The sequence below is a fragment of the Prolixibacteraceae bacterium genome (assembly GCA_019856515.1).
Taxonomy (GTDB): Bacteria; Bacteroidota; Bacteroidia; order Bacteroidales; family Prolixibacteraceae; genus Halosquirtibacter; species Halosquirtibacter xylanolyticus.
The window spans coordinates 1,308,268-1,325,673 of record CP082230.1 but is presented as its reverse complement, the minus strand read 5'-3'; the positions used below and the strand labels follow the sequence as shown (position 1 = coordinate 1,325,673).

13 protein-coding genes are annotated in these 17,406 nt (G+C 38.2%); 6 read left to right on the top strand and 7 right to left on the bottom strand.

Going from position 1 to position 17,406, the window contains the following annotated elements; all coding sequences use genetic code 11:
• Positions 1-130: 130 nt before the first annotated feature.
• Entirely contained in the window at positions 131-943 is an 813-nt protein-coding gene (locus K5X82_04515; GenBank protein QZT38168.1) for a Cof-type HAD-IIB family hydrolase, read from the bottom strand.
• A 469-nt stretch (positions 944-1,412) separates the two neighbouring features.
• Between K5X82_04515 and K5X82_04510 the strand changes: the two genes are divergently transcribed.
• The 4 genes from K5X82_04510 (at position 1,413) to map (ending at position 7,539) form a co-directional block, all read left to right on the top strand.
• Positions 1,413-4,268, top strand: coding sequence for a TonB-dependent receptor (locus K5X82_04510; GenBank protein QZT38167.1), 2,856 nt, complete (start codon positions 1,413-1,415; stop codon positions 4,266-4,268).
• Positions 4,269-4,281: 13 nt separating this feature from the next.
• A complete protein-coding gene (locus K5X82_04505; protein ID QZT38166.1) occupies positions 4,282-5,517 on the top strand; it encodes a hypothetical protein in 1,236 nt (411 codons plus the stop codon).
• A 55-nt stretch (positions 5,518-5,572) separates the two neighbouring features.
• Entirely contained in the window at positions 5,573-6,679 is a 1,107-nt protein-coding gene (locus K5X82_04500) for a PepSY domain-containing protein (GenBank protein ID QZT38165.1), read from the top strand.
• 83 nt (positions 6,680-6,762) lie between these two features.
• Positions 6,763-7,539: a type I methionyl aminopeptidase gene (gene map, locus K5X82_04495; GenBank protein QZT38164.1), complete on the top strand. Its 777-nt coding sequence runs from the start codon at positions 6,763-6,765 to the stop codon at positions 7,537-7,539.
• Positions 7,540-7,631: 92 nt separating this feature from the next.
• On the opposite strand, the gene K5X82_04490 is transcribed toward map, so the two are convergent.
• The 5 genes from K5X82_04490 to K5X82_04470 form a co-directional block, all read right to left on the bottom strand.
• The gene (locus K5X82_04490) at positions 7,632-8,870 is read right to left on the bottom strand and encodes an aminotransferase class I/II-fold pyridoxal phosphate-dependent enzyme (protein QZT38163.1); all 1,239 of its coding nucleotides are present in this window, start codon (positions 8,868-8,870) and stop codon (positions 7,632-7,634) included.
• Between the two features lie 263 nt (positions 8,871-9,133).
• The gene (locus tag K5X82_04485; protein QZT38162.1) at positions 9,134-9,712 is read right to left on the bottom strand and encodes a Maf family nucleotide pyrophosphatase; all 579 of its coding nucleotides are present in this window, start codon (positions 9,710-9,712) and stop codon (positions 9,134-9,136) included.
• Between the two features lie 25 nt (positions 9,713-9,737).
• Positions 9,738-10,268 carry an HAD hydrolase family protein gene (locus K5X82_04480; protein QZT38161.1) on the bottom strand — a complete coding sequence of 177 codons (531 nt, stop codon included), beginning with the start codon at positions 10,266-10,268 and terminating at the stop codon, positions 9,738-9,740.
• Positions 10,269-10,280: 12 nt separating this feature from the next.
• Positions 10,281-11,057, bottom strand: a complete 777-nt coding sequence (locus tag K5X82_04475; protein ID QZT38160.1) for a DUF2520 domain-containing protein — start codon at positions 11,055-11,057, stop codon at positions 10,281-10,283.
• Positions 11,050-12,135 carry a glycosyltransferase family 9 protein gene (locus K5X82_04470; GenBank protein ID QZT38159.1) on the bottom strand — a complete coding sequence of 362 codons (1,086 nt, stop codon included), beginning with the start codon at positions 12,133-12,135 and terminating at the stop codon, positions 11,050-11,052. Before K5X82_04470 ends, K5X82_04475 begins: the two co-directional genes overlap by 8 nt.
• Positions 12,136-12,529: 394 nt before the next feature.
• Between K5X82_04470 and K5X82_04465 the strand changes: the two genes are divergently transcribed.
• Positions 12,530-13,627, top strand: a complete 1,098-nt coding sequence (locus K5X82_04465; GenBank protein QZT38158.1) for a hypothetical protein — start codon at positions 12,530-12,532, stop codon at positions 13,625-13,627.
• A 556-nt stretch (positions 13,628-14,183) separates the two neighbouring features.
• Complete coding sequence (locus K5X82_04460) at positions 14,184-14,399, top strand: hypothetical protein (protein ID QZT38157.1); 216 nt, start codon at positions 14,184-14,186, stop codon at positions 14,397-14,399.
• Between the two features lie 1,309 nt (positions 14,400-15,708).
• Here the strand turns inward: K5X82_04460 and K5X82_04455 are convergent.
• Positions 15,709-17,208, bottom strand: coding sequence for a sulfatase-like hydrolase/transferase (locus K5X82_04455; protein ID QZT38156.1), 1,500 nt, complete (start codon positions 17,206-17,208; stop codon positions 15,709-15,711).
• Positions 17,209-17,406: the final 198 nt, after the last annotated feature.

Below are 17,406 nucleotides of genomic sequence, written 5' to 3'. Positions count from 1 at the left end.
GTCATCCCCAACCTTGTAGGGCTGAAAGTCCGAACCTTTTTATTCTACTTGAATGACTATTTTACTGCTTATCTTATCAATAACGTGAGCCCTTACGTCTTTTTTGACTCGAGTAGAAAACTTATCCGTATTACTTTAATAAGTAATTATAGACAACCTCTGATACGCCATGATCATTGTTGGATGAAACAATAACATCTGCTTTATCTCTTAAAGCTTCATCCACATTGTCTACCCAAACGCCAAGTCCTGCATACTCTACCATACTCAAATCATTACCAGCATTTCCAACAGCAATGATCTCTTTTTGATCTATATTCAAACGTTGTGCCAATCGAGCAATGCTTGCTGCTTTGTCAATACCTTGTGGCGTTACTTCCAAGAAGAATGGTTTTGATATCGATACACTCTTATCTGTCTTCTCCGCTTTAAGTCTATCTGCAACACTTTTAAGATAGGTTGGTTCTTCCAACATGATGCACTTAACCATATTGGTTTTTACTGCATCTTTAAAAGATGGGACAATGCGGTGAGGCATCTGTGTTAATCCGATCTCTACATCGATATATTCCGAAGGGCGTTCACTAATAATAGTTCCATCCACGTAGGTGATAATATCTACTTTATGATCCTGACTAAATGAGTGAAGATCGTGTACCTCCTCTTTTGTCAATGTCTGTTCAAAAAGGGTCTCTCCAGAAGCCATATCTGTGATGATAGCACCGTTGTAACTAACAAGAAACGAACCATATTTCTTTAATTCAAGCTCTTCTGCATATCGAAGCATCGCTGGGGTTGGTCTTCCTGAAGCTAGCACAACATATACACCTCTCTCTTGTGCTTTAATTAATGCTTCTTTATTCTCTATGGATATTTTATGATCATCAGTAAGTAGTGTATCATCCAAATCTAGGACTAACATCTTATAGGTGTGATTATTCATTGTTTTGCGATCTTTTAATTTGAGGGGCAAATAAACGACTTTTTTTGATATAATTAGCTTCCCCTTTATAAGTAATGTGAATTGGGCAATCCATGCAAACGTTTACGATGACTATCACCTTGTCGAACTACTTAAACTGTTTCAATAGTCTTGTTCTTGAACTATTTTTTAACATGAAGTTTTGTATTTTAATATATGCGGTCGTAATATGTTAATAAATAAAGATATTTACATCCCTATTTATGGTGATTGCAATGGATTATTCTTGTTGTTTATTGAACAATGCATGTGTTAATTGGTTGATGTATAGAAGATTGTTGTGGTGCATTGTGTAAATACCTAAAAGTAGTGATTGAATGGTTTGATGTCAAGATCTATTTTTGTGTAGTCTAAATGAGTTTGTTTGCTCTAGTGTGATGCGAATAAATTTCAAACAACAATAACCAAATATCAATTCAAAAACTATCGTATGAGATTAAGAATTCTAGGGCTTCTTTTTTGTCTTGTCGTTATCACTCCAAGTTATGTGATGGCACAGATGATATTAAAAGGAAGTGTAGTCACAGAGGATAATAAACCGTTGATAGGTGCAACGGTGGCAGAAATAAATACAACCAATGGGGTGGTAACGGATAATAATGGTCATTTTACTTTAAAGACGAGCCAATCGGATGCCCAGATTCAGATCTCATTTATCGGATATAAGAAACAAATTTTTCGTGTTTCTGAACTGCAGAAATCGCCTATGGTGACGATGAAAGAGGATGGGTTTAATTTAGATGAGATTCAAGTCCAAGCGAGTATCTCAAATAGAAGGACTTTGAGGTCTACACCAGTAGCTGTTGCTCATATTGATGTAGAGGACAAACTATTGGAGAGTGGTGCGGATAATTTGACCTCTGTATTGAGTGGGAGTGTCGAAGGATTACAGGTGTTTCAAGTAAATGGTAAAGCTGGAAGTGGAACCAAATTTAATGTGAGATCTTCCGCTTCATTCAGCACCATGAAAGACCCTATAGTGATTATTGATGGCGTTCGAATGATTACTTCAAACTATAGTGATGTGACATCTAGTCAAGATGCAATGAGTGCTTTGAATGACCTAAATATGGATGATGTGGCATCGGTAGAGGTGATGAAAGGACCATCTGCAGCAGCTTCTTATGGTGCCGAAGCATCTAATGGTGTGATCATTATTCAAACAAAAAAAGGGAAGACAGATAAGATGTCTGTCACTGCGAAAGTATCTACAGTTGTGTCTAAAAGTGCAGATGACTATAGTTATCTTGTAAACTCAGGGCCAATCAACGACTTTTATCAGACAGGCGTGGGTACCAATGCGAATGTAGGTATTAGTGGTCGAACTCAAAGTGATATGAGCTATTATGCCAGTATAAACTATCGTGATGCGGAAAGTTTTGTTCCAGGTAACACCGATGATCGTTTGGGCTTAAGGTTAAATCTAGATAAAAAGGGAAAATGGTATGAGTGGAGTGTTACTTCGCAATACACCAATGGAAAACTCTCTGTCCCTCTTACTGATGGTGGCAGATATAGTGCCACATGGAATTTGATGAGAACAGTGGAGCCATGGCCCTATCTAACAGAAGATGCATGGAACGCTATTGATATTAAATATGATAATGACCGCTATATCGGCGGAGCCAAATTAAAACTTACTCCTTTTAAGGATTTCCACGTGTGGGGGAATGTCGGTTATGATCAAAATAATGTTTTTGGAACTAATTTATATCCATACGGTTATACCTATGGTTCGATTACCAAAGGTCAGAAGAAAGAGACGAATCACACGACCAAAAGTATGAACATTGAATTTGGTGCAGATTATCTATGGAGAGTGAATGATATTTCCAATTTTCAATTCTCGGTGGTATCACAAACCAATCGTTATTATGATAGGGTTAACTCCATAAATGTGCAAGACTTTCCTTCGCCAGGTGTCGACGGTATTGGTACTGCAGGTAAAGTGAATGGCGTATCGGAGAATGTCTTTGAGAAACGTATTCAGGGTTACTATGGAGAGGTGAATTACTCTTATGATGACAAACTGTTTCTTGGCGCTGGAATACGTAGAGACCAATCGAATCTAATTGGCGAAAATGTGGCATCCATATGGTATCCACAGGTGAACGCAGCTTATGTTTGGGATGATATGAAGTGGGCCGATCAATTTAAGGTTCGTGGGGCTTACGGAGAGAGTGGGCGTTTGCCTAATCCGTATGATGCACAATCTACCTATATTGGAACACAAACTCCTACAGGTAGTGCGTATGACTATTACATCAAAGGTAATCCAAATATCAAGCCTGAGAGAACACGAGAGTTTGAGCTTGGTTTCGATTGGACAAAATCAAAACAGCGTGTAGCATTTACTTCATATTTCCAAAAAACAACCAATTCGATTATCTATACCGATCTTCCTCCTTCAGAAGGATGGCCAACCAACCAAGGTAAATATGCACAGAATTTAGGTGAGATAAAAGGTTCAGGTATTGAACTGTCCTATAATGGAACGTTGTATCAATCGAGCTCTGACAATTTAAAAGTTGACTTCTTTGCAAATATTAGCTACCAGACAAATGAAGTGCTTTCAACAGGTGGTGTAGTACAGAATGTGTGGGCTACCACTATCCGCGAAGGGCTTCCTGTGTATGCATTCTACACCTCTTCTAACGAAGCTACTTTTGACCCATCCACAGGTGTATATACGGGAGTGTCTACTACAGATCCTGAGTATCTAGGCAAACCAACACCCGACTATACTGGTTCATTTGGATTCAACATCAAGATGTATAAAGATCTGACTTTATCTGCCCTATTTAACTATGCATTAGGGTTTCAAGTGTACAATGTAACACAGCGTAACATCGCTCGTGCCACCAATGATGATGGTATGTCACTGAACAACTATAAGCCAAGAGCCGAAGCTTATAACAATATGAATCAATATACCCCAGGCTCTTCTGAATATATCTATTGGGCTAATGAGTATGCTGCAAATAATGGAGCACAACGTGGCGACTTTATTCAAGATGGTGATTTTCTAAGGCTGAGTGCTTTGACTCTGAGTTATGATATGACTACCCTTGTGAAAGAGAAGTTAAAGACCGACTGTTTTAAGAGTGCAAGGATCTCTTTTACTGGAAACAATTTATTCTTGTGGACCAAATATAAAGGATCTGATCCTGAGGTTGATGGTAATGGAGCAAGTTCTTATTCAAGATCAGCTACATATACAGGTATTGATTGGACTACGGTTCCAAGAGCAAGAACATTTACTACAACTTTGTCATTAACCTTCTAAAGAGAATATCGAGATGAAAACCATATATAGTACCCTATTTGCGATTGTAATGATCTTCTCTATGACATCATGCGAATCATGGATTAATGATGCTGAGACCTCTCCTAATGTGATTACAGAGGGGGATATGAATAAACCTGAATATTTTGGATCTTCGGATAATGGAAGCTTTGTTTTCGGACCGAATATATCCTCAATACTGAATAAAGCGATCGACCTATATTCTCCGTTATATATGTATGCAGGTGCAATGAGTGATGAAATTTCAGCACCTTCTACACCAAATAGTTTGATATATAGAGACCTTTCGCAAGATAATTTAAATGTCCATGATGGCTCTCTTAGAGGGATATGGACCAATGCACAAAGTCTTTATAGTATGTCTGAGCTGATGCTAGGATATGCAAAAGAGACAGACTGGAGCGGGAGTGAGGCTGTTGTGAAGAACAATGCTTATTGGTATTGCTATTTCTACAAAGGGTTGGCTCTATATAATCTAGCCTCATATTTTAATGCAGATGCCGACAAGTCCAATGAGGCTTATATCTATATGCATGGAAAGAAAACGAGCAATAGCACTGTCTACCTAGATGCTATAGAGGCTTTGAAACAATCCCTTGCCTATGCGGATCCTTATCAGAAAAGGGTGGCAAATACCGCTTTGGTGCGCCTGATGATTATGAGTAATAATATCCCTTCGGATATTGCTACCTATGCCAATGAGATGATGATAGCTAATGACCTAGATGTGGCCGTTAGCCATGAGTTGCAGAGCAACACATTCTATACTGCCATGGGGGAGAATAGTCGTGATGCAATGGTTAACCAGACTTTCGTTGATGCTTTAACATCAAAAGCTGCAATGAATCATAACCCCACCACTATCAATACTGGGAACCACGTGATTATTCAAGAGCGTTTTAATCAGTTTGATCCACAAATCATCATCTCTTATGTGGAGGCTGAACTATTGCGTGCAGAGCTGATTATGACCAATAAAATTAGTGGTGATTTCACCGAAACCTTAAATCGAGTAAACCGTTACTATGATAATACGGGAAGTTCAGAAGAGACATCTATAGCACCATTAATAGATAATCTGGTTCACTATCGACGTGTTTTTCTCTCTTGGTATGGACAGCGACTATTAGATGAACGTCGTTTTAATCTTGAAGGGGAAGGGGAGCTAAACTTTCAAACAAGAAAATGGCAGTATATTGCTATCGATGATATTGAATATTCGAATTAATCTATAATTTTGGGAAAGTGTAAATGCTTTCCCAAAACTGTTTTAAAACCAACACATGCGAAAATTATTGAGATCTTTTAAAAGAAGAAAACTATCGGCAAAACTTCATCTATACTTTGGACTTCTTCTGTCTCTACCTCTTCTTGTCATCTGTATTACAGGATCACTGTTGGCATTTCAAGGAGAGTTTGGTCGTGTTATTTATCCCAAACACTTCACCAACCAATCCTCAGAGGTGGTCGTTCCATTAGATGATATCATTGCTTCTTTTGAAGGAGAGAGAGTTGTCAATAGAGTATTTCTTCCCAATAAACATAGAGAGACGATTGCTGTCATGTATGAGGGGGAAAACAACTACTATTTTTATAACTCAAACTCAGGAGAGTTCCAAGCTAAGATGCATAATCTGAGAGGAATATTTAAGGAGGTGATGATACTTCATCGCACATTCTTTATCCCTAAGATTGGTTATGACATTGTTGGGGTAATCACTTTCGTATTTTGGTTTTTTATTCTTCTTTCGGGATTATGGCTTTTTTGGCCAAAGAAGGGGCACTTTAAAACAAAAATGTTTCGTGTTCGAAAGAAAGCCTTCTCTCATACTTCCCATAAAGTGTTTGGATTTGCATTCTTGATTCCACTACTAGTTTTAGGAATTACAGGCAACTTTTTCACCTATTCTGATCCATATATAAAACTCTTTAAGTGGTTTGGTCCTGAAGAGAAAAAAGAGGTCTCATTACCTGAACCAACTCCTACCAGTAATGATTATGATCCGAGTAAAGCGGCCTCTTTGACCACCGTATGGGAGTGGATAAAAGAGCAAAAAAAACAGATCCCAGCCTCGTATAGTACTGCCTTCATGATGCGTAATGTAGCTACAGGTCGACCTATATTCGTAAGTTATGAGAATTATGACGACACCTATGGCCTTCCTAAAAGGGTGCGTCTCACACTAGAAGCGCAAACAGGAAAGATCATATCCGAGAATCATCCAGAGCAGATGAGTGATTTGAGAAAATACACTTCAACCATTGTCTATCTTCATATGGGAAAAATTGGTGGTTTTGGATTAAAACTGCTTTGGTTCCTATCAGGTTTGATGGGGGCTTGGTTTTGTATTTCTGGTATTCGTATCTGGATGAAGAAAAGAGTTCGTTAAAGTTAATTTAGATAAAACAATTTGGCCTAATCTTTGTATTGTTACTATAAAATGATAATTTTTGTACTCTAAAAATTAATTCAATGAGTATAGTAATAAAGACTCCAGAACAGATCGAAGGCATTAGAAAGAGTTCTAAATTAGCTGGTCAAGTTCTACAATATATTGAGCCATTTGTTAAAGAAGGGGTAGATACAGAATACCTTGATGACTTAATTCGTAAATTTATGGAAGATAATGGGGCAATTCCAGCTACCCTTGGGTATCATGGTTATCCTAAATCTTCTTGTATCTCTTTGAATAATGTGGTATGCCATGGTATTCCTTCGAAAGATACTGTGCTAAAAAATGGAGATATCCTAAATATTGATGTGACCTGTATTCTCGATGGTTATTTTGGAGATACTAGTCGTATGTATACTGTAGGTGAAGTGACTCCAAAAGCACAACAATTAATTGATGACACTTTGCATGCTTTGAACTTAGGTATTCAGCAAGTAAAGCCAGGTAACTACCTTGGAAATATTGGTTATGTGATCTCTCGTTTTGCACGTACTCGTAACTATGGGGTGGTGTATGAATTCTGTGGCCATGGTATTGGAATGGAGTTCCACGAAGATCCACAAGTAGATCATGCTTCAAGAAAGAATTCAGGACCTAAATTGCGTCCAGGAATGACATTCACTATTGAACCTATGCTGAATGAAGGTCGTCCTAAAGTAGAGATCAATGAAGAGGATGGGTGGACTGCTACAACTATCGATGGTAAGCTTTCTGCACAGTTCGAACATACGATTTTGGTGACCGCAACAGGTTTCGAAGTGCTTACGGATGTAAAGGGTGACTATCCTATTTCGTAATCTATTGGGGGTTAAATAGTATTTTAACAAAAGAGGTGTTTCATCAAAGAAACACCTCTTTTTATTGAATAGCCGTAAGCTCTATCCACGTATTAACTTTTTAATGCCTCTTGCAAATCTTCGATAAATGGAAGAAGATGATCTACTGTCACATGGCTCATTACAACAATCTTATACCATTGTGCCTCTCCATCGTGTGTGTCTGGAACAATACCATACTTATGCGCAATATCCTCAGGAATAAACGAAGCCCTCATCGTTACCAAGTTAGACGCAGGGTGTCTATAGTAATCAACGCCTAGCTCATCTAATTTTGTACATAACCATGTGGTACGATAGTTTAGAAGATGAATCTTCTCAAACCAGCCATGAGGACCATAGGTCATTAGGATCATCCATATAGATATTGCATTGGCACCAGAACGACTCCCAATAACTGTTGCATCCATTCCCTGTACATACTGTGCCTCCTCGGTGGTGGCATATTGCATCCACCCTTTACGAATAATGAAAATACCTGTGCCAAAAGGGGCTTGCACCATCTTATGTGCATCCAATGTTACTGACGTGATCTCAGGATTGTCTAATAGAAGGTCTGGATTCTCTGCAGAAAATGGATATACAAAGCCACCGTAAGCGCCATCCACATGAACTTTATAGTCGATATCTAACTTCTTTAAAACATCGGTATATGTGGTAAGATGGTCCACGGAACCAAACATGGTGGTCATCATATTGGCAATAACTACCACATGTTTTATTTCATTACGTTTGGCTTCGTTCATCTGTTGTTGCAGTGCTACTTCATCTACCACTCTTGTGTTATCATCCACTTTGGCTGATATTAGTGGGATATTAAGAATATTGGCTGCTTTGGGCATGGAGTAGTGAGAGTCATCCGAACATAAGATAGCTATCTCATGATGTTTGGCTTTATGCTCCTTTATGAAGTAGTTACGATAGATCCACATCGCCTGCATGTTTGCTTCGGTACCCCCCGAAGCCACATATCCATCACATTGATGGGGTTTACTCTTTAGGATATCTACCGCGACAATCTCAATCAGTTCCTTTTCAATCTCTTGGGTTCCGGCAAAGAATGCTTCTGATTCCCCCATCGTATGACACCCAATATGGTTGGGATTATATACCATCGATGAGAGGAATGGCGCATCATTAAGAAATGCCATATCTCGGTTAAACACCTTCTCGTCAAGATGAGAGGCTGGTACACCTAAGATGGTTCTTTCATTATAATCTACATTCTTCTGCAGTGCAGAGAAGACATGTTCTTTTATTTGATTGGTAGTTAATTTCTTCCAGATATGCATCACTCTAATTCTTTTAAAAATATAGTTCTTTTATCCACGTTAAGTGCTGGGCATTTGATATACACTGTTCCTAATACTGACATCGTGTCAATCACATGTAGCCTTGTACAAAAGGTGCTATAGCTGTTTGATTAAAGAAAATGATCATGTATAATTCAATTACTTAAATAGGTGGTTTAAGAAACCAATTTTTTAGATATCATATGATGACTTTCATTGCCTTTCTCAAGCTTATACCAAATATTAATCCGATAGGTACTGGTCTATATATTTTTTAGTGCTTGATAGAGTGGTTGTACAGGGAGTCCCATCACATTGAAATAGGAGCCCTTTATCTCAGATATACCGATATAACCAATCCACTCTTGGATGCCATATGCTCCCGCTTTATCGAAAGGCTTATATTGGTCGATATAGAAATTTATCTCATCGTCTGTAAGTGCACAGAAAGTCACTTCTGTGGTGGATGCAAAAGATCGAACCTCTTGTTTTGTTTTTATCGTAACCCCTGTAACCACTTGATGTGTGTTTGCCGATAGAGAGGCAATCATTTCGTAAGCCTCCTCTCGACTCGAAGGTTTACCCAATACGTTTCCTTGGTTAATGACCACCGTATCAGATGTGATAATAAGATCATTGTCTGCCAATTCATTAAAAACGGATGCTTTCAATTCTGAAAGAAATATCGGCACATCCTTTGGGGCCAACGTGTCTGGATAGACCTCTTCTACAGATCTAACTTCGGTGGTGAAATCGATATTCAACCCTTTAAGAAGCTCTTGTCTTCTTGGAGATTGTGACGCAAGAATAATGTTGTATGCCTTAAGATTATCTAGAACCATTAATTTGTAATTTGTTGTATTTTAATTAGAAACTACTCCATGGAGTATCCTTGCTTATAACCCACTTCTCTTGTACTTTTAGTACCTGTTCAATCATATCGCGAACAATCCCTTCTCCACCAAGATAGTTAGATATATGGCGTGAGATAGCCTTAATTTCAGGTGCTGCATCTTTCGGACATACAGGCAATCCAACTCTCTTCATTACATCGTAATCAGGGATGTCATCGCCAATAAATAGTACCTGTTGATTGGTTAATTCATGTTTACTCATCCATTGATCGAGTGCCGCTACTTTGTCATTAGCCCCAATAAAGATATCTTGTACTCCTAATGCTTCAAATCTTTTGCGTACCGCTTCTGATCGTCCCCCTGTTATTATGGCAACAGGATACCCCATCTTTACAGCTTGAACGATAGCATAACCATCTTTTATATTGGTCGTTCTCATTGGTGTGCCATTTTCATCCAATGTTTGTATACTCTTGGAAAGTACACCGTCTACATCAAATGCAAACCCTTTGATATGAACAAGGTCTTCTTTAAAATATCCCATAATATATATGATTCAAATTGACTGAATACTATCAGTAACTTTTTTGTAAATATCGGAAAAAACAGATTGGTTCTCTAATCTTTTCAGGTGATCTTGGATCACATTTGTATCTCTCCTTACCGCAGGTCCCGACTGCCCCTCTTTGGGCGAGAGAAGAAAAGCCTTCTTAATGGTCTCTTCAACAAGTGGTTCAAGGATATCTAGTGAGAGAGATTCTTTGGATAGGAGTTCATCCGCAATGGCCAACATATGGTTTGAAAAATTACATGCAAACACCGCTGCCAGATGAATCACTTTACGCTGGTCTGACGATACTCTATTGACCTTTGTCGAAAGATCTGTGCTCAGTGCTAAAAGTGCAGCCAAATCATCGTGATTATTGGCTTCGATACATAGGGGTATATTATCAAACTTCACATGATGTGTCTTCGTGAAAGTCTGTGTCGGATATAAGACCCCAATACGTTCGGAGCAATGGTAAAGTAGATCCATAGGGATACTCCCTGCGGTATGTACCAATAAGGTCTCTTTGAGTAACAATTTGTTTGTGATCAGAGGCATGGCTTTATCACTAACGGAGAGGATCACCAGATCCACCTCTTCAGACAACTCTTCGAGTTGGGTGATAGGAGTTGCCTCCACCTGTTCTGACAGCAAAACAGCCGACGCAAGGGTTCGGCTGTATATCTGTTTAATATTGTAACTCTTCTGATATAAATTTAATGCCAATTGGGTTGCAACATTTCCTGCTCCAATAAAGCTTACGTTAAATATTTTATGACTACTCATCACGCCAAAGTCCTGTTTCGTTAAGAATATTGTTTTTCTGAAGGTGATTGATTATTTTCTGATAAAGATCTTCAGGTAACATCTTGTGATACAATTCACTATTTCTCTCTTTTAACTCTTCGCTCTTATAGTTTGTCTTGTAATCCGATTCCCAATCGCGAAGGTGAGCCGAGTTGTGAATGGGTAGACACTCTAAAATTCCCCAAAGGTCCGGATCAATCTGTGGTGCAAAGAAGGTAAATGTCGGAATAGATAACGATTTTGCAATGTGTGGATGACCACAGTCGTTTCCAATATATAGATCGACATGGCTCAACATTTGAGCAAGTTCACGTAACGATTTTCCACCTGTCTCCCAACAAACATTATCTTTTCGTTCCAAAGAGTAGTAGAGCTCTTTAGCCTTCTCTACATCGTTCTTATAGTAGTTGAAAAGAATTGTTCCTTCGAACCCTTTGTTGATTTTATCGATAACTGTTTTTATATATTCGGTAGGATAGGTCTTGTTCTCCACACTACCGAGGACCCCAATCATAATAATGGGTTGTTCCACCGAGATGCCATAAGAAGATAGAATCTTTTGTCCAATCTCTCTTTCTCCTGCTTTAAGAAAAATCTTAGGGATATAGTCGAAATCAAAATCTTCTCCTAAAAGAGGAGTCAGAAGATTAAGCCTATTGGCTATCACCTCCCCAAAAGATCGGTCTAGACGATTCGTCTTAGGTGGCAATGCTTGAGTATACAATCCCAAACGGTTTTTGAAAGAGATACGATGTTTGACTCCCGAAAGTGCTGTGATAACCCAACTGTCAAATTTCGAATATGGGTCGATGATATAGTCGTAGTGACGACGACGAATCTTCAATGCAAAACGAAGCAGTGCCACCCCTTTTCTATCTGCATCATCAAAAAGAATGGTTTCGTCAATATTTGGATTTCCTATAACGACCTCTTTGGTGAAGTCAAAAACTAAATAGTCAATAGTCGCATCAGGATATGCTTTGCGTAAATTGTTACAAAGTACAGTACTTACAAGTACATCTCCAATTCTTTTTTGTTGAATGACTAATATCTTCATTTGCAATAATAATGATTGTTACTTCAAGGAATGGTATTCTCATCTCATTGGTTGAGATCCTTATTTAAGCTAGGTATAGGCATTTGCTTATTAGAATAAAGGTACTATTTTTTTTTAGATACAAAAGGATAAGGATAGCTATGCTCGCTTCTATGTTTGAATATGTGTAGATTGTCGTAGAAACACGATGCTATTGTTGAAAAGTTGATTCAGGATAATGAACTTATATATAGTTTGTTGTGTTGTCTTGTATATATAAAATAATGATGTTGTGCAACATTTGTAGCAAAAGAGATAGCCATATACATGCTATATTTATAAGTCATAGTTTGCATTATTGTACACATCTAAACTTATTCAAGTATAAACACATATTTAATTATTAGCATACATTATGAAAAGACTGATCCTGTTTATAACGTTACTATCTTTTTTCTCCTGCGCGAGACAGATAAATGATGAGCCAAAAGATATTTTTCCACTATTCTCTGCATGGGGAAGAGCGGGTATATTTGAGGGTAAATCTGACCAAGAAATTTTAGACTATCTGAAGAATCTAAAATCAAATCATATCGATGCAGTCTTTTTGGATGCACCAAACGATACCTACAAACATGTCTCTCCAATCTTTGCCAAAGCAGAAGTGATTCTACACGCGTGGAGACCTACCATGATCAACAACTCGAAAGAGATGATTGAAAAGCATAAGGATTGGTATGCTGTTAGTCGCGAAGGTAAAAGTGTTGTGGATGCGCCACCGTATGTCGGTTACTACCATTTTATGTGTCCTCGTAATCCCGAAGTCAAAGAGTATTTGACACAAGAGTATTTAAAGATTGCACATATCCCTGGAATTGCAAGTATCCATTTCGACTATATACGTTATTGTGATGTCTATCTTCCTGATGCCCTGCAACCTCATTATGGCTTAGTGCAAGACCATGAGATGGCACCTTACGACTACTGTTACTGTGATCGTTGTCGATCAGCATTCAAAGAGGAATATGGGCGTGATCCAATGGAAGAGAAAGATCCATCTAAAGATAAAGATTGGGCTGAATTTAGATTGAAGCCTATTGTAGACATCGTAAATGCGATATCTGCAAAAGTGGCGCAAGAGACAGGCGTTGCTTCTAGTGCAGCAGTCTTTCCAACACCAGAGATGGCCAAGACCCATGTGCGTCAAGATTGGAGTAAATTTAAAATCGATGCAGTCTGCCCAATGCTATACAATGGCTTCTATAACGAGCCAATTTCTTGGATCGGGGATGGTGTTCGTGAGGGCATTGCGACCATGGAAGTTCGTAAAGAGCTTTTGGCAGGAGTGTATGTTCCAGATATTAAAGAGCCGAACAAAATGAATGAGGCTATAAGTCAAGCTCTTGATAATGGCGCTCAAGGTGTGGTATTTTTTAATCTTCCAGATATGACTGACGCACATCTTGCCCTGATCAAAGAACGTTATGAGCAGTATGAAAAAGATAACAAATAACCGTAGCAGTACGATCTTGACTTGTTTAATATCGTACTGTTATCACAAAACAACACTAAAATGATAAGGTAGAAGTTGTTTTTCATTTATAGTTAATCCGATAGAGAGTGGGCCTTTGGTTCACTCTCTTTTTGGTGTGCCATGCATGTAAATTAACTAATCGGTGCAAGTCCGTAGTGGAGGTTTGTAGAGCCAACCACCTAGCAGACGGCAAGGGTGCTTATCGTGAGGTATAACCTGAAGGAAGCCTTATGCAAAACTCTGATCCGAGGTATACGAATCTCATTAGGCGGTATATAACTGGATAAGCTTGCCAAACAAAGTAAAGTCCGAATTCTACACGGAGTTAATACCGTAGATGTGGCGGATAGATGGAGTGAAAGTTAATTTCCTTACCATGGGAGATCTCACAGATGGATAGAATGTATTTTCCCTGTCCATTCATAAAAAGTTAACTGTGAGAAGTCAGCCGAGGTCATAGTACTGTACCCACTTTACAGGAAGGACTGAATCTTAAATTGTTCATAATACAGACTGTTACCTAATGAAGGGATCAATGCAGAAAATATCGGAAGATAGCTACTTAAGTGAAGGTAGAGCGGAACTCGAGAATAACTCAAGAGCGCACACTTTCAAAGGGATAACTGAAGCCATTATGGAAACGAACATTACAACAGATAATTTATTAGAATGTGTCCTAGAATCAGATAACCTAGGTAAGGCTTATTTACAGGTTTATCGTAATAAAGGAGTCATGGAGTTGATAAGATGAAAGTGGAATCATTAAAAGATTATCTCAGATTTCATCGAAAAGTTTTAATAACAGAACTACGAGAAGGTAAGTGTTAACCCGATAGCGAATTATCATTATTTCATGCGGCATATTGATCGGAGTTTTGAAGAGCAAAGCGTATTAATATGCTAATACGAGGAAAAAGTATTGGCGCATTTCAAAGAGTCCAATTCAACAAACGACTATAACGAATAAGAATTTGGAGAAGGCAGGCTATATTACGCTAAGTGATTATTATCAGAAAGTAAAGTCGTGATTTAGGGAGTCGCCGTATACGAGACCCGTACGTACGGTGGTGTGGGAGGTGTACTGGAAGATAAAATATCTTCCAGCCATCTACCCGATTATAATGAAGTCAGATCATTTACCCTTGTCATTGTGTATTAATCCGCTACTGTCGGGTGCTTTAAGTGTTTGGTTGAAAAATGGGATGGGGGGTAAAAGGTAATGTAAAGACGGTGTGAAATTAACTCTGTCGACGGTGTAAAATTAACTCTGTCTAAATTTTCTTCAAGAATAGTATATGTGCTGTCATGATTTCATAGCCCCTTCCTAGCTATTTGATAGTACCTTCCTAGTACCTATGTCCGTGGTTCAGCCATGGTTCGTCCATGATTCAGCCACCGATACCCCCGAAATCGATGGACAAACCATGGACGAACCATGGCTGAACCATGGACAAAAGTGCTAGGAAGGTGGGAGTAGGTACCTAGTAGGTACTTAGAAGGTATATCGCACAATGTGTGAATTTGTGTAGCATGGTTTGTATATATGTATTGATGTTTCTTCATAGTGATGATGAATATAGACCTTCTATTTTGTGGTTGCAGCGTTGATTAAATTTTCATTTAAATCTATGAAAAAATGATAAGGATAGAAAGATTAAACGCCTAATAGTTTAAAATATAGTCTATTGGTTTTATTTGAGTCTAAGATTATAGTAGGAATTTAATTTTTTGTGATCATTTCTTGTTGGTGTGTACGCTGGTTGCACACATGGGCTTTTTATTTGTGATGGTAACGATATAAGAATTAAAACTATCAAGATGATGAGAAGGGTATGGAGTAGTGTGGTGTGGAGTTTATTCGTTCTGATTGGGATGAACAGCTGTGTAACGACAAAAGGGGATTTTGATTTAACTCTGGAGGGGGTAGAGCGTCCAGTCGATGCAGAAAACTAGTAAGTTTATTTTTATTTGATGTAGTCAAATGATTTTTTGTGGATATAATTAAACGGGCAAATATTTCTTGAGATATTTGCCCGTTTGGCGTTTAATGGTTCCTTTGCTTAGATGATGGGTTTTAAAAGTTGTCCATCTTTTTTAGGATATAAGGCATGCTCTTTTATTAGTTCACGGTCTAGTGACTTCATCATTTTATGAAGCTGCTTGGTGTTTTCTGAAGCTAAGTTTGATGTTTCAAAAGGATCTTCTTTTAGATTATATAGTTCATAGGATGCCGCTTTTTCTACAGGATAGTGATAGATTACTTTCCATGGATATTTGACCATGCTGGTGAAGTAGCTCGAGCGATGTTTGTGCGGAAAGTGATTTAGGAATATCTCATTTCGATGCCGATTTCTTTTACCATCGAACTGAAGTTCTAAAGAGAAGCCATCTATTGTCATCTCTTTGGGGATTTTAGTGTTTGTAATACTACAGATGGTTGGTAAGATATCCATGGCTGTTCCCATCTGTTTCTGTATGGCATCTTTTTTGACAGGAGTGTCTTGCTGTAATGTTTTTTGTGAGGATGGTTTTACCCATGATGCGATAAACGGTACTCGCATGCCCCCTTCCCAGTTGTTTCCTTTTTTCCCTTTAATCGGAGAGGAGCTACTATAGTTTTTCTTTATTGGAAGTGGTGCGTCTGATCCATTGTCTCCCATAAATATGATGAGGGTGTTCTCTCCAATTCCCAGCTCGTTTACATGATGTATGATGTCTCCTAATGATTTATCTATCCCTTCAATTAATGTCGCATATGCTTTGGCACGTTTGCTTTTATCTGAATTGTTATAGTGATCTATAAATCTAGGGTCCGTGTGAAATGGAGCATGTACTGCATAGTGTGCCATATATAAAAAGAACGGTTTTTCTTTATCTACTGCTTTTGAGATCTGCTTGTTCGCTTCAATGGTTAAAGCTTCGGTTAAAAAAATATCATCTTTATAGTAGGCTTCTAGTCCTTGAACAGCTCTTTTCTTGTTTCCTGCGATATTTCCATATCCATCTTTACCATAGTAACTACCTGGTTGTCCAATGGCAGATCCTCCGATATTCACATTAAACCCGATATTACATGGGTCTTCTCCTTCATAGCCTATTGGTGCAAAATGTGCTTTGCCTACATGGATGGTTTGATAGCCATTGTCTTTTAGGAGTTTAGGTAGAGTTAGGGTGTTTTTTTTTATTCCTGTCCAATTCCAGTCTTTAGGTCCATAAGCTCCCCTGTTGTTGCTTTCAGGTTTGATATAGTTGGTTACCCCATGTCTTGCGGAGTTTTGGCCTGTCATTAGTGTCGTTCTTGTTGGGGAGCAGACCGAATGTGCATAAAAGTTGGTAAACCGAACCCCTTGATTTGCCAGTTTCTCCATATTTGGAGTTTTATAAAAGGAGTTTAATGGATAGGTTTTAGGTTTTCCTGATGCATCTATGATAAATGGGACCGAGGTATCCATAAGCCCCATGTCATCTACGAGAAAGAGAATAACATTTGGACGATCTTTGGCATAAATCGGTACTGTGAAAAGTAATAGCGTAAGTAGTTTTACAAGTCTCATTTTCATAATAATAGTTTGTTTTATAGGTTTTGAACATAGATCTTCCATCATAAGATGTTAAGGATAGAGGATTACGTCTCAATAAATATTTTTCAATCGATTAAAATTAATATGTTTTGTTATAAAAAGTGTAGGATTACATGAAAAAGTCTCTATTGTTCCTGAAAAGATGATCTAGAATCAAGAAAAATTATATGCCTTGAA